Source organism: Kitasatospora sp. NPDC038210 (assembly GCF_055600605.1).
On record NZ_JBVJYK010000003.1, the window covers coordinates 272,182 to 298,303 of the forward strand.

Annotated in this window: 25 protein-coding genes; 17 read left to right on the forward strand and 8 right to left on the reverse strand. The window is 74.4% G+C overall.

Annotation, left to right across the window (positions count from 1 at the left end):
• Positions 1-84 precede the first annotated feature (84 nt).
• Positions 85-1,071 (reverse strand): UDP-glucose 4-epimerase GalE, encoded by a 987-nt coding sequence (galE, locus tag ACZ7KX_RS07675; RefSeq protein WP_470325753.1) that lies wholly within the window; start codon positions 1,069-1,071, stop codon positions 85-87.
• Between the two features lie 220 nt (positions 1,072-1,291).
• Here galE and ACZ7KX_RS07680 point away from each other — a divergent pair, with 220 nt between their 5' ends.
• The gene (locus ACZ7KX_RS07680) at positions 1,292-2,368 is read left to right on the forward strand and encodes a S1C family serine protease (protein ID WP_470325924.1); all 1,077 of its coding nucleotides are present in this window, start codon (positions 1,292-1,294) and stop codon (positions 2,366-2,368) included.
• Positions 2,369-2,530: 162 nt separating this feature from the next.
• On the opposite strand, the gene ACZ7KX_RS07685 is transcribed toward ACZ7KX_RS07680, so the two are convergent.
• Positions 2,531-3,754, reverse strand: a complete 1,224-nt coding sequence (locus tag ACZ7KX_RS07685) for a sensor histidine kinase (RefSeq protein WP_470325754.1) — start codon at positions 3,752-3,754, stop codon at positions 2,531-2,533.
• Between the two features lie 304 nt (positions 3,755-4,058).
• Here ACZ7KX_RS07685 and ACZ7KX_RS07690 point away from each other — a divergent pair, with 304 nt between their 5' ends.
• The 11 genes from ACZ7KX_RS07690 (at position 4,059) to htpX (ending at position 15,290) form a co-directional block, all read left to right on the forward strand.
• Positions 4,059-4,475: an NADH-quinone oxidoreductase subunit A gene (locus ACZ7KX_RS07690; RefSeq protein ID WP_350521727.1), complete on the forward strand. Its 417-nt coding sequence runs from the start codon at positions 4,059-4,061 to the stop codon at positions 4,473-4,475.
• Positions 4,466-5,137, forward strand: a complete 672-nt coding sequence (locus ACZ7KX_RS07695) for an NADH-quinone oxidoreductase subunit B (protein WP_470325755.1) — start codon at positions 4,466-4,468, stop codon at positions 5,135-5,137. The genes ACZ7KX_RS07690 and ACZ7KX_RS07695 overlap by 10 nt, the downstream gene beginning before the upstream one ends.
• A complete protein-coding gene (locus ACZ7KX_RS07700) occupies positions 5,134-6,207 on the forward strand; it encodes an NADH-quinone oxidoreductase subunit C (RefSeq protein ID WP_470325756.1) in 1,074 nt (357 codons plus the stop codon). Before ACZ7KX_RS07695 ends, ACZ7KX_RS07700 begins: the two co-directional genes overlap by 4 nt.
• Positions 6,204-7,163 (forward strand): NADH-quinone oxidoreductase subunit NuoH, encoded by a 960-nt coding sequence (nuoH, locus tag ACZ7KX_RS07705; RefSeq protein WP_396549069.1) that lies wholly within the window; start codon positions 6,204-6,206, stop codon positions 7,161-7,163. The genes ACZ7KX_RS07700 and nuoH overlap by 4 nt, the downstream gene beginning before the upstream one ends.
• Entirely contained in the window at positions 7,160-7,741 is a 582-nt protein-coding gene (locus ACZ7KX_RS07710) for a NuoI/complex I 23 kDa subunit family protein (RefSeq protein WP_470325757.1), read from the forward strand. Before nuoH ends, ACZ7KX_RS07710 begins: the two co-directional genes overlap by 4 nt.
• Positions 7,738-8,502, forward strand: coding sequence for an NADH-quinone oxidoreductase subunit J family protein (locus ACZ7KX_RS07715; RefSeq protein WP_470325758.1), 765 nt, complete (start codon positions 7,738-7,740; stop codon positions 8,500-8,502). The genes ACZ7KX_RS07710 and ACZ7KX_RS07715 overlap by 4 nt, the downstream gene beginning before the upstream one ends.
• Complete coding sequence (nuoK, locus tag ACZ7KX_RS07720) at positions 8,502-8,876, forward strand: NADH-quinone oxidoreductase subunit NuoK (protein ID WP_396549074.1); 375 nt, start codon at positions 8,502-8,504, stop codon at positions 8,874-8,876. The genes ACZ7KX_RS07715 and nuoK overlap by 1 nt, the downstream gene beginning before the upstream one ends.
• Entirely contained in the window at positions 8,873-10,933 is a 2,061-nt protein-coding gene (locus ACZ7KX_RS07725) for an NADH-quinone oxidoreductase subunit 5 family protein (RefSeq protein ID WP_470325759.1), read from the forward strand. Before nuoK ends, ACZ7KX_RS07725 begins: the two co-directional genes overlap by 4 nt.
• 53 nt (positions 10,934-10,986) lie before the next feature.
• A complete protein-coding gene (locus tag ACZ7KX_RS07730) occupies positions 10,987-12,567 on the forward strand; it encodes a complex I subunit 4 family protein (RefSeq protein ID WP_470325760.1) in 1,581 nt (526 codons plus the stop codon).
• A 56-nt stretch (positions 12,568-12,623) separates the two neighbouring features.
• A complete protein-coding gene (locus tag ACZ7KX_RS07735; protein WP_470325761.1) occupies positions 12,624-14,192 on the forward strand; it encodes an NADH-quinone oxidoreductase subunit N in 1,569 nt (522 codons plus the stop codon).
• Positions 14,193-14,426: 234 nt separating this feature from the next.
• A complete protein-coding gene (gene htpX / locus ACZ7KX_RS07740) occupies positions 14,427-15,290 on the forward strand; it encodes a zinc metalloprotease HtpX (protein ID WP_470325762.1) in 864 nt (287 codons plus the stop codon).
• A 109-nt stretch (positions 15,291-15,399) separates the two neighbouring features.
• Here htpX and ACZ7KX_RS07745 read toward each other — a convergent pair whose 3' ends face one another.
• Complete coding sequence (locus ACZ7KX_RS07745; protein ID WP_470325763.1) at positions 15,400-16,854, reverse strand: aminotransferase-like domain-containing protein; 1,455 nt, start codon at positions 16,852-16,854, stop codon at positions 15,400-15,402.
• Here ACZ7KX_RS07745 and ACZ7KX_RS07750 point away from each other — a divergent pair.
• The 3 genes from ACZ7KX_RS07750 to ACZ7KX_RS07760 all read left to right on the forward strand — a co-directional run bounded on the left by ACZ7KX_RS07750 (position 16,853) and on the right by ACZ7KX_RS07760 (position 19,301).
• Positions 16,853-17,761 carry a DMT family transporter gene (locus tag ACZ7KX_RS07750; RefSeq protein ID WP_470325764.1) on the forward strand — a complete coding sequence of 303 codons (909 nt, stop codon included), beginning with the start codon at positions 16,853-16,855 and terminating at the stop codon, positions 17,759-17,761. The genes ACZ7KX_RS07745 and ACZ7KX_RS07750 overlap by 2 nt on opposite strands.
• Before the next feature lie 145 nt (positions 17,762-17,906).
• On the forward strand, positions 17,907-18,332 hold the full coding sequence (locus ACZ7KX_RS07755) for a BlaI/MecI/CopY family transcriptional regulator (RefSeq protein ID WP_350521538.1): 426 nt from the start codon (positions 17,907-17,909) through the stop codon (positions 18,330-18,332).
• A gap of 3 nt (positions 18,333-18,335) precedes the next feature.
• Positions 18,336-19,301 (forward strand): M48 family metalloprotease, encoded by a 966-nt coding sequence (locus tag ACZ7KX_RS07760; protein ID WP_470325765.1) that lies wholly within the window; start codon positions 18,336-18,338, stop codon positions 19,299-19,301.
• 12 nt (positions 19,302-19,313) lie between these two features.
• On the opposite strand, the gene ACZ7KX_RS07765 is transcribed toward ACZ7KX_RS07760, so the two are convergent.
• A complete protein-coding gene (locus ACZ7KX_RS07765) occupies positions 19,314-20,003 on the reverse strand; it encodes an FMN-dependent NADH-azoreductase (protein ID WP_470325766.1) in 690 nt (229 codons plus the stop codon).
• A 74-nt stretch (positions 20,004-20,077) separates the two neighbouring features.
• Here ACZ7KX_RS07765 and ACZ7KX_RS07770 point away from each other — a divergent pair, with 74 nt between their 5' ends.
• The gene (locus tag ACZ7KX_RS07770) at positions 20,078-21,064 is read left to right on the forward strand and encodes a sigma-70 family RNA polymerase sigma factor (RefSeq protein WP_470325767.1); all 987 of its coding nucleotides are present in this window, start codon (positions 20,078-20,080) and stop codon (positions 21,062-21,064) included.
• Positions 21,065-21,166: 102 nt separating this feature from the next.
• Here the strand turns inward: ACZ7KX_RS07770 and ACZ7KX_RS07775 are convergent, their stop codons facing one another.
• Positions 21,167-22,171, reverse strand: coding sequence for an NADP-dependent oxidoreductase (locus tag ACZ7KX_RS07775; protein WP_470325768.1), 1,005 nt, complete (start codon positions 22,169-22,171; stop codon positions 21,167-21,169).
• Positions 22,172-22,316: 145 nt separating this feature from the next.
• On the opposite strand from ACZ7KX_RS07775, the gene ACZ7KX_RS07780 reads away from it, so the two are divergent.
• Positions 22,317-23,342 (forward strand): LysR family transcriptional regulator, encoded by a 1,026-nt coding sequence (locus tag ACZ7KX_RS07780; RefSeq protein WP_470325769.1) that lies wholly within the window; start codon positions 22,317-22,319, stop codon positions 23,340-23,342.
• Here the strand turns inward: ACZ7KX_RS07780 and mug are convergent.
• The 3 genes from mug to ACZ7KX_RS07795 all read right to left on the reverse strand — a co-directional run bounded on the left by mug (position 23,264) and on the right by ACZ7KX_RS07795 (position 26,029).
• Positions 23,264-23,842, reverse strand: a complete 579-nt coding sequence (mug, locus tag ACZ7KX_RS07785) for a G/U mismatch-specific DNA glycosylase (RefSeq protein WP_470325770.1) — start codon at positions 23,840-23,842, stop codon at positions 23,264-23,266. The genes ACZ7KX_RS07780 and mug overlap by 79 nt on opposite strands.
• Positions 23,839-24,759 (reverse strand): phosphatase PAP2 family protein, encoded by a 921-nt coding sequence (locus tag ACZ7KX_RS07790; protein ID WP_470325771.1) that lies wholly within the window; start codon positions 24,757-24,759, stop codon positions 23,839-23,841. Before ACZ7KX_RS07790 ends, mug begins: the two co-directional genes overlap by 4 nt.
• A 190-nt stretch (positions 24,760-24,949) precedes the next feature.
• Positions 24,950-26,029, reverse strand: a complete 1,080-nt coding sequence (locus tag ACZ7KX_RS07795) for an aminopeptidase P family protein (protein WP_470325925.1) — start codon at positions 26,027-26,029, stop codon at positions 24,950-24,952.
• Positions 26,030-26,122: the final 93 nt, after the last annotated feature.

Here is a 26,122-nt window from a genome sequence, read left to right on the forward strand (position 1 = left end):
GCGGGGCACAGGTGCCGGTGGCGGCGGAGCACCTGCCCCGCCGCCACCGGCACGCCGGCCCGGGGCAGCTCGGCCCCGGGCCGGTCAGGCCCTGCGGGCCTCCGGGTGGCGGCTGCACCAGCCGTCCCACGCGGAGGCGACCATCTCCTCCACGCCGTGGCGCGCGCTCCAGCCCAGCTCGCGGTGGATCAGGTCGGCGGAGGCCACCACCCGGGCGGGGTCGCCGGGGCGGCGCGGGGTCACCTCGGGGGTGGTGTCGTAGCCGGTGACCTTGCCGATCACCGCCAGCATCTCCTGGACGCTGACGCCCTCGCCGCGGCCGATGTTGAGCACCAGCGCGGTGGCCCCGGCCGGGTCGGCGGCCAGCCGCTTCGCGGCCGCCACGTGGGCCGAGGCGATGTCGGCGACGTGGATGAAGTCGCGCACGCAGGTGCCGTCCGGCGTCGGGTAGTCGGCGCCGAACACCCGCGGGGCCTCGCCGGCGGTGAGCCGCTCGAAGACCATCGGGATCAGGTTGAACACCCCGGCGTCGGAGAGCTCGGGGGAGACGGCGCCGGCCACGTTGAAGTAGCGCAGGGCCACGGTGGACATGCCGTGGGCCTTCCCGGCCGCGGCGACCAGCCACTCGCCGGCGAGCTTGGTCTCGCCGTACGGGCTCATCGGGGCACAGGGGGTGGACTCGGTGACCAGGTCGACGTCGGGCATGCCGTAGACCGCGGCGGAGGAGGAGAACAGGAAGCGCTCGACCCCGCCCCCGGCGGCGGCCTCCAGGACGGTCTGCAGGCCGATCATGTTCTCGCGGTAGTACAGGAACGGCTGCTCGACCGACTCGCCGACCTGCTTCTTGGCGGCGAAGTGCAGGACGCCCCGGACGCCGTGCTCGCGGATCGCGGCGTCCAGGACGGCGCGGTCCAGGGTGGAGCCCTGGACCAGGGGAACACCGGCCGGGAGGCGGGACGCGTCGCCGGTGCTCAGGTCGTCCAGGACGACGACGCGCTCACCGGCATCGAGCAGCTGGCGGACGACGTGCCCGCCGATGTATCCGGCACCGCCGGTGATCAACCAAGTCATGCGGCGAATCCTAGGCGCCGGTTCGGGTGGGCCTTCCGGGCGAGTCCGGCCAGCGAACCGGACAAACCGGTGAAATGCTGACAAAGATTTCCGTGCTCCCACTCCCGCGCTCCCGGCGTGGTGACGAATCGGAGGCAGCCAGGTGAGCCGCAAGAAGGAACACACCCGACCCCTCCCCGCCGGGCCGCGGCCGACCGGCCCCAAGGCGGCGCACACCCGGCTGCCGGCGACGGGAGCGGTCGCGGTGGCCGCCGCGCTGGCCCTGACCGGGTGCAGCAGCGGCTCGTCCTCCTCCGCCCCGTCCTCGTCCGCGGCCGGCGCCTCCACCGCCTCCAAGCAGGCCTCCCCGGCCCCCGCGCAGAGCGGGAACCAGCTGCAGGACGCGTACCAGAAGGTGATCGCCGACGTGCTGCCCTCGGTCGTGCAGATCGTCACCGGCGACAGCCTCGGCTCCGGGATCGTCTACGACGACAAGGGCGACATCGTCACCAACGCACACGTGGTCGGCTCCGCGACCACCTTCACCGTCACCCTCGCCAACAGCACCAAGGCGCTGGACGCCAGCCTGGTCGGCAGCTACCCCGACTCCGACCTCGCGGTGATCCGGCTGAACAGCCCGCCGAGCGCCGTCAAGCCCGCGGTCTTCGGCGATTCGAGCAAGGTCGAGCTCGGCCAGATCACCCTCGCCATGGGCAGCCCGCTCGGGCTCGCCGGCAGCGTCACCCAGGGCATCGTCTCGGCCACCGGACGGACCGTCGCCGAGCCCCAGGGCGGCGGCTCGCCGGGCGCCACCATCGGCAACATGGTGCAGACCTCGGCCGCGATCAACCCGGGCAACAGCGGCGGCGCACTGGTCAACCTGGACAGCCAGGTGATCGGCATCAACACGCTCGCCGCCACCGAACCCGAGACCAACGGCGCGGCCGCCCCCGGCATCGGCTTCGCCATCCCGGCGTCCACCATCACCAACATCGCCGACCAGCTGATCAAGCAGGGCAAGGTCACCAACTCCGGCCGGGCCGCGCTCGGCATCACCGCCCGGACCACCTTCAACCAGCAGTTCCAGCCGGCCGGCGCGGTGATCGTGGCGGTCAGCCCGGGCGGCGCGGCCGCCTCGGCGGGACTGCAGCCCGGCGACGTCATCACCAAGATCGGCGACACCCCGGTCGACTCGTTGAACGCGCTGACCACCGCGCTGGCCTCGCTCACCCCGGGCACCAAGACCACCGTCACCTACACCCGGGACGGCAACACCCAGACCGCCGACGTCACCCTCGGCACGCTGCAGTCCCCGTAGCCCCGGTACGGCGCGCCGGGCCGCACGCCGCGCAAGGGTTCCGCGGGCCGCCTCCGTACCGGACCGGCGCCGGGCCCCCGTCACTTCCTCGACGGGGGCCCGGCGCCTTGCCGTGTCCGCGGGTCAGCGGCGGGCCGGGCAGGCCAGCGGCAGGGCGCGGGGTCAGCGGCGGGCGGTGCGGGTGTGCCAGGGCAGCTCGATGGTGACGGTGGTCGGGCCGCCGTCCGGGCTGTCCACCAGGAAGACCCCGTCCACCGCGCGGACCCGCTCGGCCAGCCCGGCCAGGCCGCTGCCCGGGTAGGGGGCCGCGCCGCCCTTGCCGTCGTCCTGGACCAGCACCATCAGCTGGTGGTCGGAGCGCCAGACGTCGACCGAGGCGGTACGGGCGCCGGCGTGCTTGGAGACATTGGTCAGCAACTCGCTGACGGTGAAGTAGGCGATGCCCTCGACCGCCGAGTCCGGACGCTCGGGCTCGCCGTCCCGGCCGGTCAGGTCGACGTTCACCTTGACCCCGCCGGGGACGGTGCAGCGGGCCGCGACCGCCGACAGCGCGGCGTCCAGGCCGCGGTCGGTGAGCACGGCCGGGTGGATGCCGCGGGCCAGGTCGCGCAGCTCCTGCAGGGCCAGCTTCACCTCGCCGTGGGCGTTGTCGACCATCTTCGCGGCGGCCGCCACGTCCTGCTCGGTCTCCACCTCGCGCAGCCGCTCCTTGGCCATGCCGAGGTCCATCGCCAGCGCGACCAGCCTGGCCTGGGCGCCGTCGTGCAGGTCGCGCTCGATCCGGCGCAGGTCGGCGGCGGCGGTGTCGACCACCGTGCCGCGGTCGTCCTCCAGCTCGCGCACCCGCTCGGCCAGCGCGCCGGGGAAGAGCAGCGACTCGATCAGGATCCGGTCGGTCGCGGCCATGCCGCGGATCACCCAGGGCAGCGCCGGCCACAGCACCACGACCGAGACCAGGGTCAGGGTGAAGCTGAGGATGCCCCAGGGCAGCATCAGCACGTTGTAGAGCGCGGTGCGCCAGTTCAGCAGGTCGGTGAGGTGCGCGATGGTGTAGCCGACCACACCCGGGCGGCGCGGGCGCACCGGCCCCGGCTCGTCGATCCCGGAGCCGTACGCCGCCCGCGCCCGGCGGCGGCCCAGTGCGCCCAGGGAACGCTGGGCGGCCAGCCCCACCGCCAGCAGCGGCAGGCCGACCACGGTGACCGACAGCCCCAGGCCGACCGAGAGCGTGGTGACGGCGAGGACGAACCCGGCGACGCCGAGCGGCAGGTTGAGCAACAGGTGCCCGGCCCGGTGCCACATCCGCGCGCCGTACAGCGGCGGGCGCTCCATCCGAGCGTCCTGCTCCTTGACGGCGCCCACGGCGCGGCGGTGCAGCGGCTTCATCCGGATCTACCGTCCCTCTCGGTTCGTGTGACGGGAGCAAGCTTCCCGAACCGGGGGCGGTGGATGCCATGGGGGTGATACATCTTCCCGGTCGGGGGTTATCCCCACCCCCCGTCCCGGGCGCCGGGTGTTCACCGGGGTGTCCACGGGACGTCTTGCGGAGCGGGCAGGGTTCGGGCGGAGCGGAGCCGTCCCCTTAGACTCACGCATTGGCCATGGTTGTGACCGTGGTTATGACCGTGCGAGGAAACGTCGTAGAACTGCCTTGAGGGGCTGGTTCACGGCCGAGGTGGAGGCGAAGGGCATGGAGGGGCAGCAGGCGGCTGCCGTCGTGGCCGACCCGGCGGTCGGCAGCGGCTACTTCGACGCGTACGCCGCGATGGGCCTGCTGGCCGTCGTCGGGGTGCTCTTCGTGACCGTGGCGTTCACCGCCAACCGCCTGCTGCGGCCGGTGGTCCACTCACCCGAGAAGCTCCTCGCGTACGAGTGCGGCGTGGATCCGGTGGGCGAGGACTGGGCGCACACCCAGATCCGCTACTACGTGTACGCCTTCCTGTACGTGATCTTCGCGGTCGACGCGATCTACCTGTTCCCGTGGGCGACCGTCTTCGCCGCCGCCGGGTACGGCACCGGAACGCTGATCGAGATGTTCCTCTTCATCGGCTTCCTCGCGGTCGGGCTGCTCTACGCCTGGAAGAAGGGCGTTCTGGAATGGACGTGACGCACTCCCACTCGCACGGCGCCCAGGGCGGTCCCGTCCCGCTCGGGCTGCCGGACCCCGCACGGCCCGGCGCCGTCGAGCGCCGCGGTCTCGGACCGCTGGCCCGGCTCGCGCCGGACCCGGTCAAGGTGGTGCTCAACTGGGGCCGCCGCTACAGCCTCTGGTGCTTCAACTTCGGCCTGGCCTGCTGCGCGATCGAGTTCATCGCCGCGTCCATGGCCAAGCACGACTTCATCCGGATGGGCGTCATCCCGTTCGCGCCAGGCCCCCGTCAGGCGGACCTGATGATCGTCTCGGGGACGGTCACCGACAAGATGGCGCCGGCCGTCAAGCGGCTCTACGAGCAGATGCCCGAGCCGAAGTACGTCATCTCCTTCGGTGCCTGCTCCAACTCCGGGGGGCCCTACTGGGACTCGTACTCGGTCACCAAGGGCGTGGACCAGATCATCCCGGTCGACGTCTACGTGCCCGGCTGCCCGCCCCGGCCCGAGGCGCTGCTCCAGGGCATCCTCAAGCTGCAGGAGAAGATCGCCGAGGAGTCCCTGCCCGGCCGCTACGCCGCGCCCGCGTCGGCGCTGCGCCGTCCGCTGGTGGCGGGGCCGTCGGCGGATTCCGCAGCCGGGCCCGCGGCGGGGTCTTCGAGTGAGGGAGGGGTCTCGTGACCACGGCGGAGCAGTACGCGGCGTCGGTCGGGGAGTGGGCGACCGGCGCCGAGGCGTACGGGCTGATCACCGTCGACGTCCCGGCCGAGAACTGGATCGAGGCGCTCACCAACGCCAGGGACGTCCTGGGCCTGGGCTTCTTCGACTGGCTGAGCGCCGTCGACGAGCTCGCCGAGGGCTTCGCCGTGGTCGCGCACCTGGCCGCCGTCGAGGCGCCGGGCGTCCGGCACCTCGCGCTGCGCACCAGGGTGCCCCGCGACAAGGCGGCGCTGCCGACCGCCGTCCCCGTCTACGCCGGTGCCGCCTGGCACGAGCGCGAGACGCACGAGATGTTCGGCATCGAGTTCCCCGGGCACCCCTACCTGGCCACCCTGCTGCTGCCGGACGGCTTCGAGGGGCACCCGCTGCGCAAGGAGTTCGTGCTCGCGGCCAGGGTCGCCAAGGACTGGCCGGGGGCCAAGGAGCCGGGCGAGTCCGACCACGGGGGCGGGCCGGCCCGGCGCAAGATGCAGCCGGCCGGTGTGCCGGACCCGAACGAGTGGGGGCCGCTCAAGGGCACCCTGCCGCCGGTCGCCGAGCGGCCCGCGCGCGGTGCACGGGCGGCGGGCGCGGCGGCGCGCACGCCCCGGGCGGCCGCAGGCGCCGGTACGGCCGCCGGGACCCCCGCCGCCGGTGCCCCCGCCGAGGGCGCGCCCGCGGTGCGGGCGGACCGGCCGCGGCGGACGCGTTCCGTGGCGGAGGGCTCGGCGAGCCAGGCGGCTCCCGCCGAGGGTGCGCCCGCCGAGGGTGCGCCGGCGGTGCGGGCGGACCGGCCGCGGCGGACCAGGTCGGTCTCCGACGGGTCGGTCAGCCAGACCGCCGACGAGCCGAAGCCGGAGCGTCCGGCTCCGGCGCGGCCCTCGTCCTCGGACGCGCCCTGGCACAACCCGGTGCCGGCCCACGACGAGGAGACGCCGGGCCGCGAGCCCGCGGCCCCGTCGGGTGACCGGCCCGCGGAGCAGCCGGCCGAACCGGAGCAGAAGGACGAGACGGCGGCCGCCCCGGCCGACCGGGACGGAGACGGCGCGTGAACCTGCTCGACACGGTGCTGCGCTGCGTCGCCACCCTCGTCGTCTTCCTGGTCTTCCCGCTGGTCATCGGCCAGACCGAGCACAAGGTCATGGCGCACATGCAGGGCCGGCTCGGCCCGATGTACGCCGGTGGCTTCCACGGCTGGGCGCAGCTCGTCGCGGACGGTGTGAAGTTCGCTCAGAAGGAGGACATCGTCCCGGCCGGGGCGGACCGCCGGATCTTCCAGCTGGCGCCCGCCGTCTCGCTGCTGCCGTACCTCTTCGTGCTGCTGGCGATCCCGGTCGGCCCGAACGGCTTCGTCGGTCAGGCGATCGACGCCGGGCTGTTCTTCGTGCTGGCCGTGATGGGCGTCGGCGTGATCGGCAAGCTGATGGCCGGCTGGGCCTCGGCGAACAAGTTCTCGCTGCTCGGCGGTCTGCGCACGGCGGCGCAGCTGATGTCGTACGAGCTGCCGATGGTGCTGGCGGCGGCCTCGGTGGCGATGGCCGCCGGCACGCTGTCGCTGCCCGGGATCGTGGACTCCTGGCAGTGGTACTGGCTGCCGTGGCAGATCATCGGCGCGTTCGTGTTCTTCACGGCGGGCCTGGCCGAGCTGCAGCGCCCGCCGTTCGACATGCCGGTCGCCGACTCGGAGATCATCTTCGGCGCGTACACCGAGTACACCGGTCTGCGGTTCGCGCTGTTCCTGCTTTCCGAGTACGTGGGCATCCTGGTGATCTCCGCGCTGACCGCGGTGCTCTTCCTGGGCGGCTGGCACGGGCCGATGTCGGACCAGCTCGGCTGGCTCTGGATGCTCCTCAAGACCTTCGCGCTGGCCTTCGTGGTCATCTGGCTGCGGGTCACCTACCCGCGTCTGCGCGAGGACCAGCTGATGCGCTTCGCGTGGGTGGGGCTGATCCCGCTCGCCCTGGTCCAGCTGGCCCTCACCGGCATCATCAAGGTGGCGATCTCATGAGCTTTCCCGGTGTCGGCCTGGCGAAGGGCCTGGCCGTGACGCTGCGGACGATGACGAAGAAGAGCGTCACCGCGCAGTACCCCGACGTGCAGCCGGTGCTGCCGCCGCGTTCGCGCGGCGTCATCGCGCTGCTGGAGGAGAACTGCACGGTGTGCATGCTCTGCGCGCGCGAGTGCCCCGACTGGTGCATCTACATCGACTCCCACAAGGAGACGCTGCCGGCGGCCGAGCCGAACGCCCGGGCCCGCACCCGCAACGTGCTGGACCGGTTCGCCATCGACTTCTCGCTCTGCATGTACTGCGGGATCTGCATCGAGGTCTGCCCCTTCGACGCGCTGTTCTGGTCGCCGGAGTTCGAGTACGCCGAGACGGACATCCACGAGCTGACCCACGAGCGGGAGAAGCTCCGCGAGTGGATGTGGACCGTCCCGGCGCCGCCGGCGCTGGACCCGGCGGCCGAGGAGCCCAAGGAGATCACCACCGCGCGCAAGGCCGCGGACAAGCTGGCCGCGGCCGCCGCTGCGGCGGCCGCGGCACCGCAGGCACCGGAATCGGAAGGGAAGGGTGACGACGCATGAGCACCGCCGCCACGCTTCTCGCGGCGACCGGCTCGTTGGAGCCGGCCGCCCGTTCCTTCCTGTCCCCGACCGGCCAGGAGATCGTCTTCCTGCTGGTCGGCATCGCCGTGCTCGGCTCGGCCGTGGTCGCCGTCACCACCAGGCAGCTGGTGCACGCCGCGCTCTGGCTGGTCGTCGCGCTCGGCGGACTGGCGGTGGAGTTCCTGCTGCTCACGGCCGAGTTCATCGCCTGGGTACAGGTGCTGATCTACCTCGGCTCGGTGGTCGTCCTGGTGCTGTTCGGGCTGATGCTCACCAAGGCGCCGATCGGGCGCTCACCGGACGCCGACTCCAAGAACCGCTGGGTCGCCCTGGTCGTGGCGCTGGCCTCGGCCGGGACGCTGGTCACCCTGGTGGTCGACGCCTTCCGGACCTCCTGGATCGACCTCGGTACGGGCGGCGGCTCGGCCGCCGTCACCGGGGCCAGTCTGTTCCGGCACTGGGTGCTGCCCTTCGAGGCGCTGTCCGTGCTGCTGCTGGCGGCGCTGGTCGGCGCGATCGTGCTGTCGCGCGGGGACAAGCGGCGGGTGCCGGCGCCCCGGGCGGGCAAGCTGCGCGCCGGGCGGCCGGTCGGGTCGAACGGGACGGTCGCCGCGACCGCGCCCCGTACCGCGCCGGAGGCCGCCGTTCCGGAGACTGCCGCCGGGGCCGCTGTTCCGGGAGCCGCCGCCGGGGCTGCCGCGCCCGCGCCGTCCGCGCCGTCCGCGCCGGAGGAGAGCTGATGCACCTCGCCTACCCCGTCGTCCTCGCCGCGCTGCTGTTCAGCGTCGGCGTGTACGGCGTGCTCGCCCGGCGCAACGCCGTCCTGGTGCTGATGTCGGTCGAGCTGATGCTCAACGCCGTCAACCTCAACCTGGTCGCCTTCGACGCCTGGCTGCGCGACTCGCTGCACGCCGGGCAGGCGCTCACCCTGTTCACCATCACCGTCGCCGCCGCCGAGATCGGCCTGGGGCTCGCCATCGTCCTGCTGCTGTTCCGGGCCCGGGGCACCGCGGACATCGACCGGGCCACCGCGCTCGGCGATCCGGCCGAGTCGCTCGCCGTCGAGGAGGCGCCGAACGGAGCCGAGGCGCTGAAGGGCCAGGCCGCCGCATGAACCTCGCCCTGCCCGCACTCGTCCCCGCGCTGCCCGCGCTCGGCGCGGCCGCGACCCTGGCCACCGGCAAGAAGGCGCCCGGGCTGGCCCGGCCGCTGGCGATCGTCCCGGTCGCCGTCTCGGCCGTGCTCGCGCTGGTGGTCGCCCTCCAGCTCGGCACCGGCCAGACCCTCGACGTGGCCACCCGGCTCACCCCGACCGGCGGCCCGGACATCTCCCTCGGCTTCTACCTGGACGGCTACAGCTCGCTGATCTCGGTGCTGGTCGGCCTGGTCGCCACCTGCGTCCAGGTCTACTCGACCGCGTACCTCAAGCAGGACCCGCGCTACCCCTCGTACGCCGCACTGGTCTCGCTGTTCACCGCGGCCATGCTGCTGGTGGTCTACTCGGGCGACCTGATCGTGCTGCTGGTCGGCTGGGAGGTCATGGGCGTCTGCTCGTACTTCCTGATCGGTCACCACTGGGAGACCGAGGACGCCCGCTCGGCCTCGCTCAAGGCCTTCCTGGTCACCAAGCTCGGCGACGTGCCCTTCCTGTTCGGGATCTTCCTGCTGGGCGCGGACGCCGGCAGCTTCCGGATCACCGACGTGCTGGCCGCCGCGACCGAGAGCCGGCTCGGCCACCCGACGCTGATCGCACTGCTGCTGCTCGGCGGGGTCGCCGGCAAGAGCGCGCAGTTCCCGCTGCACACCTGGCTCCCGGACGCGATGGCCGGCCCGACGCCGGTCTCCGCGCTGATCCACGCCGCCACCATGGTCGCGGCCGGCATCTACCTGGTCTCCCGGCTGCTGCCGGTCTTCCTGCTGTCCGGCGCGGCGCTGGTCGTGCTCGCGGTGATGGCCGCCGTGACGATGATCGGCTCGGCGCTGTGCGCGCTCGCCCAGGACGACCTCAAGCGGGTGCTCGCCTACTCCACCGTCGGCCAGCTCGGCTACATGGCCGGCGCGCTGGCCAGCGGCGACCGCGAGGCCTCCGTCTTCCACCTGGTCAGCCACGGCGCGTTCAAGGCGCTGCTGTTCCTGGCCGCCGGTGTGGTGATCCACGCCGCCCACACCAACTCGATCTCCGCGATGTCCCGGATGTCGGGGCTGCGCAAGCGCGTCCCGGACGCCTACTGGACGATGGGCATCGCGCTGGTCGCCCTGATCGGGCTGCCGCCGTTCTCCGGCTTCTTCAGCAAGGAGGCGGTGCTGACCGCCGCCGAGCACGCCGCCAACGGCGAGGCACTCACCAACGGCCTCGGCCCGGCCTCGGCGGTGCCGGAGGCGGCCGGGTGGGTCGTGCTGATCTCCGCCGCGCTCACCGCACTGCTCACCGCCGCGTACGCGACCCGGCTCTTCCTGGTCGCCTTCCACAGCCCGGCCGGTGCCGCCGCTGCCGCACCGCAGGTGCTGCCCGCCGCCGACGCGGCCACCGTCGTGGCCGACCACGAGGCGGACGCGCCGTACTCGCCCGAGCTGGACGAGGCCGACCCGGCCACCGCCGAGCCGCCCGCGATGCGCTGGCCGCTCTGGGTGCTGGCCGTCCCGACCATGGCCTTCGGCGTCACCAGCCTGCGCACGGACTGGCTGCCCGCGCTGCTGGACGGCGGTTCGCTGCGGCCCTCCGGGGTCACCGCCGTCACCGGCACCACCCTCGCCGTGGTCGGCATGCTCGCCGCGTACGGCGCCTGGCGCTCGGCGACCGCCCGGCTGGGCGCAGGCCGGCCCGTCCCGGCCGCAGCGGGCCGGGTGCCGGAGCAGGCCGGAGCTCCGGCCGTCGAGGTGATCGTCGCCGACCCCGGGCGCACCCTGCTCGGCCCGCTGTTCGGACCGGCCAGGCACGGCTTCGGCGTCGACCGGCTGTACCACGTGCTGTTCGTCCGACCGGTGGTCTCCGCCGCCCGACTGGTCCGCTTCCTCGACCGCGAGGTCATCGAGACCTACGTGCGCGGCAGCGGCGTGGGCGCCAACCTGCTCGGCCGGGCCGTCCGGCTCGCCCAGACCGGCAACGCGCAGACGTACCTCAGCGCCCTGCTGGCCGCCGTCGTCCTGCTGACCGTCCTGGTGGCGGTGTAGCCGGTGCTGTCCTTCACCCCCGTCCGCTCGACCGCCGCACGTAGGAGCCCCCGATGAACGCAGTCCTCATCGCCCTCCTGGTGCTGCCGCTGCTCGGCGCCGCGCTCACCCTGGCGCCGGTGTTCGGCCCGGAGCGAGCCGTCGCCGACCGTCGGGCACTGCGGCTGAACACCGTCGTCACCGGCGTGGCGCTCCTGCTCGCCATCGCCCTCGCGGCCGGCTTCGACCAGGACGAGCCCGCCCGGATGCAGGCCACCACCGACGTGTCCTGGATCCCGGCCCTGCACGTGCGCCTCCACCTCGGCGTGGACGGCGTCTCGCTGCCGCTGATCGTGCTGACCGCGCTGCTCACCTTCCTCTGCGCGCTGTACTCGGAGAAGCGACTGCCGAACGGGGACGCCCGGGGCGGAGCCCCCGACGAGCCCCGTCCGTCCGCGCAGGCCTTCGTCGGGCTGTTCCTCCTCCTCGAAGTCGGCATGCTCGCCACCTTCGCGGTGCTGGACCTCCTGCTCTTCTTCCTGGCCTTCGAGATCGTGCTGATCCCGATGTACTTCCTGATCGCCCGCTGGGGGAGCGGCGCGAAGGCCCCGGCCGCCAACCGGTTCATCCTCTACACGCTGCTCGGCTCGGCCGTGATGCTGCTCGGCTTCCTACTGATCGGCACCAAGACCGGCACCTTCGACATGCAGGCGCTGGCCGCCGCCCACGGCAGCGGGATGAGCCACACCACCCAGGTGATCGCCGGGCTCGCGATCCTGCTCGGCCTCGCGGTCAAGGCCCCCGCCTGGCCGCTGCACAGCTGGCTCCCCGACGCGCACACCGCCGCCCCGACGGTGGGCTCGGTGCTGCTCGCCGGCGTGCTGCTGAAGATGGGTACGTACGGTCTGGTCCGCGTCCTCCTCCCGATCGTGCCGGACGGCACCACGACGCTCGCCCCCTACCTGGGCGCTTTCGCGGCCGTCGGCATCGTCTACGGCTCACTGGCCTGCCTGGCGCTGGCCCGCCCCGGCGCCAAGGGCGACCTCAAGCGCCTGATCGCCTACTCCTCCGTCGGCCACATGGGCTTCGTGCTGCTCGGCATCGCCTCCCTCACCCCGGTGGGCGTCAACGGCGCGCTGTTCGCCAACATCGCCCACGGCCTGATCACCGGCCTGCTGTTCTTCGTCGTCGGCGCGCTCAAGGACCGCTACGGCACGGCCGACCTGGACACCCTCGCCGGCGCCACCGGCGGCGCGCTGTACGGCAGGGCGCCACGGCTCGGCGCACTGCTCGCCTTCGCCGCCGTCGCCAGCCTCGGCCTGCCCGGCCTGGCCGGCTTCTGGGGCGAGGTGCTCGCCATGTTCGGCGCGTTCGACCCGGCCGAGGGCCTGTCGCGCCCCGCCTTCGTCACCTACATGGTCCTGGCCGGTCTCGGCACCCTCCTCACCGCCGCCTACCTGCTGATCATGGTCAAGCGCGTCTGCATGGGCGACCCCGAGCAGCCCGCGCCGGTGGCCGAGGTGGCCGACGTGCGCCCGTACGAGGCCGTCAGCTGGACGCCGCTGGCCGCGCTCACCCTGCTCGCCGGCCTCTGGCCCGCGCTGCTGCTCGGCCTCTCGAACCCCGCCGTCAAGCACCTCCTCGGGGGTGGCTGACCGTGCTCGCAGCCCAGACCGCCGCACTCGGACCTCACTCCACGGGGCAGCACACTGTGACCTCCCTCGCCGTAGCCAACCCGGGCAGCCTGATCCAGTCCGTGGACTGGGTGGCGATCGCGCCCCCGCTGATCGCCGCCGTGGCCGCCCTCGCCGTGCTGGTCACGGACCTGTTCCTGCCCGAGCGGCACAAGAAGTGGCTCGGCCGCCTCACCGCGGCCGGACTCGCCCTCGCCCTCATCGCGCTCCTTCCCCTCACCGGCGGGTCACCCCGAGCGACCTTCTGCGTGCAGAACGTAACAGGCGCCACTGACACTCCGCCGATCGGCGCCGCCGCGGCCGGCTGCTCCTACGTCGCCGACCACTTCGCGCTGGTGTTCCAGCTGCTCGCCCTCGGCGGTGCGCTGATCGCGGCGCTGCTGTCGATCCACACGGTGGACGACGAGAAGCTCCCCCGGGGCGAGTACTGGTTCCTGCTGCTCTCCAGCGCCACCGGCGCCGCCCTGCTGCCCGCCTCCCGCGACCTCGCCACCATGGTGATCGCCCTGGAGGTCGCCTCGCTGCCCGCCTTCGCCCTGGTCGCGCTGCGCCGGGACGGCCGGGGCGCGGAGGCCGCGCTCAAGTTCTTCGTCTCGTCCGTGACCGCGACCGCCGTGATGCTGCTCGGCGTCGGCTTCGTCTACGCGGCGAGCGGCAGCCTGCACCTCGGCGCCGTCGCCCAGGGCCTGGAGCACGCCCCCGGACAGCTCAAGCCGCTGGCCGAGGCGGGCGCGGTGCTGACCCTGGTCGGCTTCGCGTTCAAGGTCGCCGCCGTCCCGTTCCACTTCTGGGTCCCCGACACCTACACCGGCGCCCCGCTGCCGGTGGCCGGTTACCTCTCGGTGGTCGGAAAGGCGGCCGGCCTCTCCGGGCTCGCCCTCGCCACCACCGTCGCCTTCCGGCCCTACGCGCACACCTGGGGCCTGGTGCTCGCGGTGCTGGCCGCCGTCACCATGACCGTCGGCAACGTCGGCGCGCTGCGCCAGCGCTTCGACACCCGGTACAGCGCGGTCCGGCTGCTCGCCTGGTCCTCGGTCGGCCAGGCCGGGTACCTGCTGGTGCCGCTCGCCGCGGCCGGCTACGCGCCGACCGGGGCCGACCAGCTCGGCGCCACCGCCGCGTACGCGCTGATCTACGGCGTGGTGAACCTCGGTGCCTTCGGGGTGGTCGCGGCGGTCGGCCGCCGGGCCGGGACCAGCGTGGACGACTTCCGCGGCCTCTTCGCCCGCCGCCGCTGGACGGCGCTCGCGCTCGCCTTCTTCCTGCTCTGCCTGGCCGGGCTGCCGCCGGGCGTGATCGGCCTGTTCGGCAAGGTCGTGGTGTTCCGCTCGGCCGTCGACGCCGGGCTGGGCTGGCTGGCCGTGGTGATGGCCGTCAACGTGGTCGTCGCCCTGTACTACTACCTGCTGTGGACGGCGCGGCTGTTCGCCCCGGCGGCCGAGGCGCCGGCGGGCGCCGCCGTCGAGACCGAGCGCCGGCTGCCGGTCGGCCTGTCCGCGACCCTGGTGCTCACCGCCTCGGCGGCGGTGGTCCTGTCGGTGGCACCGCAGCTCGTGCTGCAGGTCGCGGGCGGTTCGCTGTTCTGAGCCCGCACCCGCGTGGGCCGGCCGGGGCCCGCGGCGTGGTGCGGCGCCGGCACCGGCGGTGCGGTGCGCCGGGCCCGTGGGGCGGGGCTGCTGCGGTGCGGCTGCGGTGTCGCGTCGCGGTCGCGTGCGTGTCGCGTCGGTCACAAGGGAACAAGGTCCCCGGCCCCGCCCGTTGACGGGGCAAGAGGGACGAGGCAGAAAGGGCTTCCCCACCGCACCACTGGAGGGCCTGACGTGCACCGCCGGCACAACGGACTGAGGACCGCCGTCCTGCTCGGCGGCCTCTCGGCGCTGATCCTGGTGATCGGAAGCTTCTTCGGCCGCACCGGCTTCATCATCGCCCTTCTGATCGCCCTCGGGACCAACGCCTACGCGTACTGGAACAGCGACAAGCTCGCGCTGCGGGCCATGCGGGCCCGGCCGGTCAGCGAGTTCGAGGCACCGCAGCTGTACCGGATCGTGCGCGAGCTCTCCACGGCCGCCCGTCAGCCGATGCCCCGCCTCTACATCTCCCCGACCCCGGCGCCCAACGCCTTCGCCACCGGCCGCAACCCGCGCAACGCGGCGGTCTGCTGCACGGAGGGCATCCTGCAGATCCTGGACGAACGGGAGCTGCGGGGCGTGCTCGGGCACGAGCTGAGCCACGTCCACAACCGGGACATCCTGATCTCCTCGGTCGCCGGGGCACTCGCCTCGGTGGTGATGTTCCTGGTGAACTTCGCCTGGCTGATCCCCTTCGGCCGCTCCGACGACGACGACGGGCCGGGGCTGTTCGGGATGCTCGCCATCATGATCCTCGGGCCGCTCGCGGCCGGACTGATCCAGATGGCGGTCAGCCGCTCCCGCGAGTACCAGGCCGACGCCGACGGCGCCCGGATCACCGGTGACCCGCTCGCCCTCGCCGGCGCCCTGCGCAAGCTCGACGCCGGCACCCGCCGACTCCCCCTCCCGCCCGAGCCGCAGCTCCAGACGGCGAGCCACATGATGATCGCCAGCCCGTTCCGCCCGGGCGAGGCCGGCGCCAGGCTGTTCTCCACCCACCCCCCGATGGCGGAGCGCATCGCCCGCCTGGAGCGGATGGCGGGTCACGGGCGGTAGGCGGTCCGCTGCCGGGGCGCGCTGGCCCCGCCGGTTCGCTGCCCGGGGCGCTCCGGCCGTCAGCCGTCAGCCGTCAGCCGTCCGCGGTCCGCGGTCCGTCGCCCCACCGTCAGCTCGTCGTCTCCTCGTAGGCCAGGCGCAGCCGGTGGATGCCCTCGGCCACCTGGGCGGGGCTCTCGGCGGCGGCGTAGCTGAGGCGCAGGTGGGGGGCCGGGGGTTCGGCGGCGTGGTACGGCCGGCCGGGGGTGATCTGGACGCCGGTGCGCAGGGCGGCCGCGACGAGGGCGCTGTCGTCGGTGCCGTCCGGCAGGCGCAGCCACAGGTGGTAGCCGCCCGGGCGGTGGATGGTGAGGAGCCCTGGCAGCTCGCGGTGCAGGGCGGCGACGGCGGCGGTGCGGCGGTCGCGCAGCTCGGCGCCGAGGGTGCGCAGGTGGCGGGCCCAGGCGGGGTCGGCGACCAGTTCCAGCGTCGCCTCCTGGAGCGGGCGGGGCACGAAGAAGCTGTCCACCACCTGGGTGGCCCGCAGCCGGGCCAGGGCCGGGCCCCGGGCGGTGAGGGCGCCGATCCGCAGGTTGGGCGAGGCGGCCTTGGTCAGTGAGCGCAGGTGCACCACGACGCCGTCCCGGTCGTCGGCGGCGAGCGGGCGCGGCAGTGCCGGGGCGTCCGTGTGGGCCAGCAGCCGGGCGAAGTCGTCCTCGATCACGAACGCCCCGGCCGCGCGGGCGATCCGCAGCACCTCCTCCCGCCGCCGGGGGGAGAGCACCGCGCCGGTGGGGTTCTGGAAGAGCGGCTGGCAGACGAAGACCCGGGCCCGGGTGGCGGCGAAGGCGTCCGCCAGCAGGTCGGTGCGGACGCCGTCGGCGTCGATCGGGACGGGTACGGGCCGCAGCCCGGCGGCCCGGACGACCGCCAGGATGCCCGGGTACGTCGGTGACTCCACCAGGACCGCCGAGCCGGGCGCGGCCAGCGAGCGCATGGCGACGGTGAGCCCGCTCTGGCCGCCGGCGGTGATCAGGACGTCCCCGGCGCCGATCGGTCCGCCGTGGCCGCCGATGTCGCGGGCGAACCAGCCGCGCAGTTCGGTGAGGCCGTCGACGGGCGGGCGGTCCCAGGCGCCGGGGCGTCGGCCGGCCCGGGCGAGGGCGGTGGCGAGCAGGCGTTCGGGCAGCAGCGAGGCGTGCGGGTAGCCGCTGTTGAGGTCGATGACGTCGGGCGGCGGCACCCGGAGGGTGGCGAACACCGGGTCGGCGAGCAGGTCGCGCGGGCCGGACTCGGCGCTGAGCGCGATCTCCTGCCAGGAGAGGTCGCCGGTGCGCACGGGCGGTGCGGCGGGGGCGGTCGGGGCCGCGGCGAAGGCCGCCGCCCGGAAGACCCCGGCCCCGGGCCGGGAGACCACCAGTCCTTCGGCGACGAGCATCGCGATGGCCCGGGAGACCGTCACCGGGCTGACCTGGTGGCGTTCCGTCAGCGCCCGACTGGCGGGCAGCTTCCGTCCCTCCGGATAGCGCTCGACCTCTCGCCGGAGGATGTCGGCGAGTTCGGCCACACTGCTACGCTCGTTCATGACGGTACAAGATAGCGCTACTCTTCCCCGGGCGATAGCACCGAAGCAGGCCGCGGCCTCCGGCACCGCCCTCGCCGCCCTCGGGGTGGCCTCCTTCTCGCTCAGCTTCCCGGCCACCGCGTGGTCCCTGACCGGCTTCGGCCCGTGGTCCGTGACCGGCCTGCGCGGTGTCCTGGCCGGGGTGCTGGCGGCGCTCTACTTGCTGGCCGCCGCGGCCCCGCTGCCGGAGCGGCGGCACTGGCCCGCCCTGCTGGTCGTCTCCGGCGGCTGCGTCCTCGGCTTCCCGTTGCTGACCACGCTCGCCCTGCGCACCTCCTCGACCGCCCACTCGGCGGTGGTGATCGGGGTGCTGCCGCTGGCCACGGCGGTGGTCTCGGCCCTGCGGACCGGCCGCCGGCCGTCCCGGGCGTTCTGGGCGGCGGCGCTGGCAGGGGCGGCGGCCGTCCTGGTGTTCACCCTGCTGCAGAGCCACGGCCGGCCGACCCTCGCCGACCTCTACCTGTTCGTCGGCCTGGTGGTCTGCGCGGCCGGGTACGCGGAGGGCGGGCGGCTCTCCCGGGACCTCCCGGGCGCCCAGGTGATCGCCTGGGCGGTGCTGGCCGCGCTGCCCGTGATGCTGCTGACCTCGGCGTTCGGGCTAGCCACCGAGCCGGTGCGGTTCGGCGCGAAGGCGCTGGTCGGGCTGGTGTACGTCGCGGCGGTGTCGCAGTTCGGCGCGTTCGTGCTCTGGTACCGGGGGATGGCCGCGATCGGCGTGCCGAGGGCCAGTCAGCTGCAGCTCGGTCAGCCGCTGCTGACGCTGGTCTGGTCGGTGCTGCTGCTCGGCGAGGACCTGCCGGCCGCCGCACCGGTCACGGCGGCGGTGGTGCTGGTCTGCATCGCCGTGACCCAGCGGGCCCGGGCCTGACCCGGGAGGGCGGACGGGAGGCCCGGACGCGGCCGACCGTACGCCCCCGAACCCCCGCGCCGACCGCTTCCGAGCACTCCTGCGCTCGTTAGGATGAAGCCGCGCCCGTCGGTCCGGGCGCGGCATCCGGAGGGAGTGGGCCGTCATGGCAGACGAGAGGCACGCCCCGGCGGCCGGGGACGCGCCGGCCCGACGACGCGGCCAGGGCGAACTGGAGGCGCAGGTGCTGGCGGTGCTCCAGCAGGCGCCCGGCCCGGCCACCGCGGGGTGGGTCCAGGAGCGCCTGGAGGGCGACTTGGCGTACACCACCGTGATGACCATCCTGTCCCGGCTGCACGCCAAGAACGCCGTCTCGCGCTCCCGCTCCGGCCGGTCCTACCTGTGGCAGGCCTCCTCCGACGCCGCCGGGCTGGCGGCGCTGCGGATGCGGCGGATGCTCGACGGGGAGGCGGACCGGGACGCCGTCCTGGCCAGCTTCGTCAGCGCGCTGCTGCCGCACGACGAGGACCTGCTGCGGGCGCTGCTCGACGCGGCCTCCGCCGATCCGACGGCGACCGACCGCGAGAGCTGACCCGTGGGCTTCTTCGTCTTCCTCCCGCTCGTCCTGCCGCTCACCGCGGTTCCGATCGCGCGCCTGACCGAGCAGCACCTGCACCCGCGCGGCGCGGCCCGGCTGATGACCGCGATCAGCGCGGTGATGGCGGTGTGCAGCGTGCTCTGCCTCGGGCTGATCGGCGTGGTGGGCACCGCGCAGATCCCCGGCAACCCGCTGCCGGACAGCTGGTCCGACCCGGAAGTCCGGGCCGCGCTGCCGTACCACGAGAGCGTCGGGACGGCCGCGATGTGGCTGCTGGCGCTGGTGGGCCTCGCCTGCGCCCGGACGGTCGTCCGGCACCTGCGGGTGCGCGCCCGGGCCCGGCGGGCGCTGTCCGGGCTGCCCGGAGGGCCGGAGACGGCCGGTGACCTCGCGGTGCTGCCGGACCGCAGCCCGTACGCGTACGCGCTGCCGGGCTCGCCCGGGCGGGTGGTGGTCTCCACCGGGATGCTGGACGGTCTGGCGGCCGACGAGCGGGAGGCGCTGCTCGCGCACGAGCGGGCACACCTGCGCCACCGTCACCACCGGTACCTGCTGACCACCCAGCTCGCCGCCTGCGTCAACCCCTTCCTGCGGCCGCTGCAGTCGGCGGTCGCGTACAGCGCGGAGCGGTGGGCGGACGAGGACTCGGCGCAGGCCGTGGGGGACCGCCGGATCACCGCGCGGGCGGTGGCCCGGGCGGCGCTGGTCTCGCACGCGGCCCCGGCGCCCGGCTTCGCGGCCTTCGCCTCCCCGGCCGCGGCTGCGGCGGCGGCCGGCCCGGTGCCGCGCAGGGTCGCCGCACTGCTCGGCCCGGTGCCGACCTCCCGCAACTGGCCGCCGGCCAAGACCCCGGCGGGCCTGGCGGCGATGGTCGCCGCCGTCGGCACGGCGGCGTCGGCGCTGTGCGCGCTCAACGCCGCCGTGGCCCTGCTGCTGGTGCTGAAGGCCGTCACCCCGCTGTAGGGCCGGTGCGGCTCAGAGCGCCGCGGCCAGTTCGTCGACGGCGGCCTCGGCTGCCGCCAGGGACTCGGCGGCGAGCGGCTCCAGCCCGTTCAGCGCGGGGACGTCCGCGGCCCGGGTGAGTTCGGCGGTGACGACGTGCAGGTGCTCCGCGGTGACCCCGAGGTTGCCGAAGTACGCCCGCAGGTACGGGACCTGGAAGTCGACGTGCTCGCGCGGGGTCCCGGGCCCGTAGCCGCCGCCGCGGACGGCGACGACCACCACGCGGGTGTCGCGCAGCAACCGCTCGCCGGTGCCCGGATCGACGTAGGCGCCGGGGAAGGAGACCCGGTCGATCCACGCCTTGAGGCCGGACGAGACGGTGAGGTTGTACATCGGGCTGCCGAGCAGCAGGGTGTCGGCGGCCCGCAGCTCCTCGATCAGCGGGCGGCTGAGCGCCCACTCGCGCCTCTCGTCCGGGTTCCCGGCCAGCGCGGCGACGTCCTCCGGCGGGAGCGGGCCCTTGCGCTCGGCCCGGCGGCCGAGGGTCTCGTAGGCGGCGCCCACCGCGGGCACCGGGTCGGCGGCGAGGTCGCGGTACCGGAGCCGGGCGGTGTCGCCGTGCCGGGCGCGCCAGGCGGTGGCGAAGCGGTCGGTCAGGGCGCGGCTGACCGAGCCGGTCGGGCTGATGCCGGAGTCCAGGTGGAGCAGCGTGGCGGAGGTCATGGCGGTCTCCTTGTCACCTCGGGGGCGGACGGATCGTCATAGCGGTGACGGGCCGGGCCGAGGAAAGGTGACCGATGGACCGGGACGGGACGACGGGAGCGACCGCCGAGAGCGCAGCCGCGGAGGGGCCGGGCGCGGAGGGGCCGGGCGCGGAGGGGCTGACCGCGGAGGGGCTGGGCGCCGGCGGGGTGACGCCCGAGGGGACGGCGGCGCGGTTCGAGGCCGAGCGCGGGCGGCTGCTGGCGATCGCCCGGCGGATGCTCGGATCGACCGGTGAGGCCGAGGACGCCGTGCAGGAGGCCTGGCTGCGGCTGGTCCGGACCGACCCGGCGGAGATCGAGAACCTGCCCGGCTGGCTGACGACCGTGGTCTCCCGGATCTGCCTGGACCTGCTGCGGGCCCGCGCCGCGCGCCGCGAGGAGCCGACCGGTGAGGCGCTGCCGGACGCGGCGGGCGGCGGCGCGGATCCGGAACGGGAGGCCTTGCTGGTCGAGTCGGTGGGCCGGGCGCTGCTCGTGGTGCTGGACCGGCTGGGCCCGGCCGAGCGGGTCGCCTTCGTGCTGCACGACGGCTTCGCGGTGCCCTTCGACCAGATCGCGCCGATCGTCGGACGGACCCCGGTCGCCGCCAAGAAGCTGGCCAGCCGCGCCCGGCAGCGGGTCCGCGGCACGGCCGCGCTGCCCCCGGAGCCGCTGGCCGGGCACCGGCGGGTGGTGGAGGCCTTCCTGGCCGCGGCCCGCGACGGGGACCTGGCCGGACTGCTGGCCGTCCTGGCCCCGGACGTGGTGCGCCGGGCCGATCCGGCGGCGCTGCCGCCCGGGCGCTCCCCGGTGGCCCGGGGCGCGGCGACGGTCGCCCGGGAGACCACCGTCCTCGGCCGCCGCGCCCGGCACGGTGCGGTGGCCCTGGTGGACGGGGTGCCCGGCATCCTGATCGCGCCGGGCGGGCGGCTGTGGCTGGTGCTGCGGGTGGCGGTGGCGGACGGCCGGGTGGCCGGCTACGAGGTGGTCGCCGACCCGGCCCGGCTCGCCGCCCTCGACCTGGCCGTGCTGCCGGGGTGACCTCCGCCGACCGGTCGCGGTCCGGTCGGTGGACGCGTCCCGCCGTCGAACGCGTCCGGTCGGCGACGGGTCGCTCGTCGAACGCGCCGGACGGCGAACGGGTCAGTCGGCGATCCGGACCAGCATCTTCCCGGTGTTGGCACCGCGCAGCATGCCGAGGAAGGCGTCCACCACGTGCTCGAAGCCGTCCACCACCGTCTCGTCCGGGACGACGGCGCCCGACCGCAGGTGCGGGACGAGGAAGTCGTACAGCTCGGGCCGGGCGTCGAGGTGGTTGCGGACCAGGAAGCCCTCCAGCCGCAGGCTCTTGCCGACCACGTCGTAGAGGTTGCGCGGCGCCGCCGGCGGGGTCTGCGGGTGGTCGTACTGGGCGACGGCGCCGCACCAGGCGATCCGGCCGTGGTCGCGCAGCGCGCCGATGGCGGCCTCCAGGTGGTCGCCGCCGACGTTGTCGAGGTACACGTGCAGTCCCTCGGGGGCGGCCTCGCGCAGGCGCTCCGCGATCGGGGTGTCGTGGTAGTCGAAGGCGGCGTCGAAGCCGAGACGTTCGGTGAGGTGGGCGGCCTTGGCGGCGGAGCCGGTGCTGCCGACGATCCGTCCGGCACCGAGCAGTCGGGCGAGCTGTCCGGCGGCGGTGCCCACGCCGCCGGCGGCCGCCGAGACGAACAAGGTCTCGCCGGGCTGGAGGCGGGCGATCCGGGTCAGGCCGACCCAGGCGGACAGGCCGGTGCCGCCGAGCACCGACAGGTGGGCGCTGAGCGGGACCCCGGCGAAGTCGGGCAGCAGGCTCGCCCGTTCGGCGGTGACCACCGAGTGGGTCCGCCAGGCCTGGCGGTGGTGGACGAGCGCCCCGACGGGCAGGGCGTCGGCCCGGGACTCCACCACCCGGCCGAGGGTGCGGCCCTCCAGCGGCGCGTGCAGCGCCCAGCCGCCCTCGTCCATCTCCTCGCGCATGTACGGGTCGACGGACTGGTAGAGGTTCTCGACGAGGGCCTCGCCCGCCGCGAGCGCCGGGACGGTCTCCTCGACGAAGGCGAAGTTCGCGGCGGCCGGCGCGCCGTCGGGGCGGGAGACCAGGTGGACGGCGTGGGCGGTGGGGCGGGACATCGGGTGCTCCGGACGGGTGAGGACGGGCGGGACGTGATCACCGTAGGAAGCGGGGGAGCGGCCGGGCAGGGGCCGTGGTCGATGGAACGGCGGCTTCCATGAGCCGGATCGATGGATCGATACGTCCGGGACTAGATTCGGGCGCATGACCGATCTCGCCCCGCACGAGCTGCGGATCCTGGTCGCCGTCGACGAGGAGCGGAGCTTCACGGCGGCTGCCACGCGCCTGGAGACCACCCAGTCCGCCGTCTCGCACGCCGTGCGCGCCTGCGAGCGGAAGCTCGGTGCGGTGCTCTTCGACCGCGGGCGCCACGGCGCACGTCCCACCGATGCCGGCGCCCGGGCCGTGGCGTACGCCCGTCGGATCCTGCGGCTGCTGGACGCGATGGGTCCCGAGGTGCGCGGCGCGGGCGCCGACGGCCCGCTGACCGGCACGCTGCGGATCGCCGCCTTCCGCAGCGCCGCCGCCCATCTGCTGCCGCCCGTCCTGGCCCGGCTCGCCGAGCGGCACCCGGGGCTCGCCACGCACGTCCGGATCGTCCGGGAGATCGGTCGCGGCAGCGCCGGGGAGGTCGCCGACGGCCGTGCCGACCTCGGGCTGGCCACCCTGGACGCCGGCGGTCCGCCGCCCGTCCCGGGCCTGGTCGCGGTATGCCTGTACGAGGAGTCGTACGCGCTCGCGCACCCGCAGGGCCACCCGGCGCCGCGTGAGCTCCCGCTGGTCGACTGGGACGAGAACTGCGGCTCGTACACCCGGGACTGGTGGCAGCGGCAGGACTGGATCCCGCCCGCCACCGTGGACGTGGAGGACGACACGGTAGCCCTCTCGCTGGTCGCCCAGGGCCTCGGCATGGCGATCATGCCCCGGACGGCGCTGCTCGGCGCCCCGTCCGGCCTCGCCGTCGCGGACCTCGGGCCGTGCCCGCCGAGCCGCTCGGTCGGGTACGTCACCACGCCCGAGCTGGCCGGGACGGCCGCCGTCCGGGCGGTGATCCGCGAGCTGCGCGAGGTGCGGCTGCCGGCGGGACTGGCACCTGCCCGGCCTGCGGCGTCGGCTCGGCCCCCGGTCGCGGGCCCGTCCTCGACGCCGGCTCAGCCCCCGGTCGCCGGCTCGCCCTCGACGGCCTCCCGGAGCTTGCGGAACTCCCCGGCCAGCGCGTCCAGCGTGTAGTGCGCGTTGAGGCCGCTGGGGTTGGGCAGGACCCACACCTCGGTGTCCCCGATGCCCTCCGGCTGGCGCCCGATGGCGGCCCGCCGGTGCCCGAAGGCCGTCCGGTAGGCGCCGATGCCGAGGACGGCCAGCACCCGCGGGCGCAGCCGCAGCACCCGCTCGCGCAGCGCGGCCCCGCCCTCGCGCAGCTCCTCGGCGCTCAGCTCGTCCGCCTTGGCCGTGGTGCGCGGGGCGACGTTGGTGATGCCCAGGCCGAGTGCGAGCAGCTGCTCCTGCTCGTCCGGCCGGTACTGGCGCCCGGTGAAGCCGGAGCGGTGCAGCGCCGGCCAGAAGCGGTTGCCGGGCCGGGCGAAGTGGTGCCCGGTGGCGCCGGACCACAGGCCCGGGTTGATGCCGCAGAACAGCACCCGCAGCCCCGGCCCGGAGACGTCCGGGATGGTGGTGTCCTCGGCGGCCAGCAGCTGTTCGGCGGTGGGTTTCGTCGGTGGGTGCGGCTTCACCCGGCCAAGTCTGCCGTTCCCTCCGCCGGTGCCGTGCGGCGGCTGCGCAGCCATCGCAGGCCGAACACCACCACGGCCGCGTACGCCCAGCCGACGAAGACGTCGATGATGAAGTGCTCCGCGCCGTAGACCAGGGTGAACGTCATCGCGAGCGGGTAGGCGACCAGGACCGCCCGCAGCCAGGGACGGGCGGTGGGCCAGAAGAAGAACAGCAGCATCGCCGGGTAGGCGGAGTGCAGCGAGGGCATCGCGGCGACGTCGTTGGCGAACTGGCTGCCGTTCTCCAGCAGCGAGTCGGCCTGGGGCAGCCCGCTCACCGAGATCACCTCCCAGACCACCCGGGACACCTGCGGCAGGTTGCCCTGCTGGGCGACCAGCCACGGCGGGTCGGCCGGGTAGAGCAGGTAGGTGGCGAAGCCCGCGAAGGTGAGCGTCAGGTAGCAGGCGAGCAGCTGTCGGAACCGGTGGTGCGCGCGTCGCCAGAGCACCGCGAGCAGCAGGAAGACGACGAAGAAGTGCGACAGGTAGACGCCCACCGCCGCGTAGTCGTACCAGTGCGGCGAGCCGGGGGTGTAGAGGGCGTGCTGGAGCCGGACCGTCCAGGTCTCGCCGAAGCCGAGCACCTCGTCGAAGCGCAACTGCGGCAGCCAGTGCGGGGCCCACGGGGTGTGCGCGCCGTAGCCGCGCAGCAGGGAGTACGTCCAGACCACGGCCATCACCGGCACCCAGTCGCGCAGGACCAGGACGAAGCCGCGGGGGCCGTGCCCGCTGTGCACGGCGCCGGTGAGCAGGGCGCCGATCAGCCAGAGGAACAGCACGTCGTTGGCGGCCGGGATGCCCTCCTCGCTCAGGAACCAGAGGAGGCCGGTGAGGTAGAGCGGCCAGGCCAGGAAGCGGAGTCTCGACCAGCCCGTCACGCGGGGGCGGAGTCGAGGCACCGGGCGCGGTCGCCCGGCCCGCGCGCGGGGCGGGGCCGGGGGGAGGGTCTTGGTCATGCGCACCGAAACTAGCAATCGAAACTTGGAGGACTCTGGATGAAATATGACCAGATCGTAAGAACGTCAGATCCGGTCGGCGCCGTTGTCGGCGTCGTCCCGGGCATCGCGTTCACGCGACGATGCCCAGCTCGTGCGGGGTGTTGTTGAAACGGCGGCCGCCGGCCGCGGTGACGGTGACGATGTCCTCGATCCGCACCCCGAACCGGCCGGGCAGGTAGATCCCGGGCTCGATCGAGAAGCACATCCCGGGCACCAGCGGCCGTTCCTCACCCTCGACCAGGTACGGCGGTTCGTGCGTGGTGGTGCCGATGCCGTGGCCGGTGCGGTGGATGAAGTGCTCACCGTAGCCGCCCTCGGTGATCACCCGTCGGGCGATCCGGTCGATCTCCTGGCAGCCGACACCGGGACGGACCGCCTCGAAGGCGCTCTGCTGGGCGAGCCGGACCAGCTCGTGCACCTTCCGCACCTCGGCCGGGACGTCCGTACCGACGTGCACCGTCCGCGTGGTGTCGGAGCCGTAGCCGTCCTTGAGGCCACCGAAGTCCAGCACCACGGTGTCACCCGTTCGGATGACCCGGTCACCGGCCCCGTGGTGCGGATCGGCGCCGTTGGGTCCGGAACCGACCACGGTGAAGTCCACCTGGCTGTGGCCGTACCGGATGAGCAGCGCGCCGAGGTCGGCGGCCACGTCGGTCTCCCGGCGGCCGGCGAAGTCGACTTCCAGGATCCCGCGGTAGGCGGCGTCCGCGGCGCCGCCGGCCGCGGCCAGGCGGTCCAGCTCCTCGTCGTCCTTGACCGCGCGCAGCATCGGCAGGGTCTCGGTGAGCGAGGTGAACGAGGCGCCGGGCAGCGCCGCCTGGAAGCCGAGCAGGTGCATCGCCCACGCGTTGTCGGAGACGCCGTAGCGTCCGGCCGGATCGAGCAGCGGGCCGGCGGTGGCGAACGGGTCCTCGCCGTCGGACCAGTCGAGCAGCCGGACGGCCCGGGCACCGACCGCCTTCTCGGCGTCCGGGCGCTCCAACCTCGGGACGACCAGGACGGGTTCGCGCCCGGCGGTGAGGACGAGGGCGGTCAGCCGCTCGGTGATCGCGGTGGGCGTGTAGCCGCACAGGTAGGAGAGGTCGGGGCCGGGGGCGACGACCAGGCCGGCCAGCCCGGCGGCGGCCGCCTCGGCGGCGGCCCGGGTCATCCGGGCGGTGTGGTCCTCGACGGTGAAGGGTCGGGGCACGGCGGTTCCTCCTCGGGGGCGGACGGGCGGCGCTGCTGGGACTCCATCGTCCTC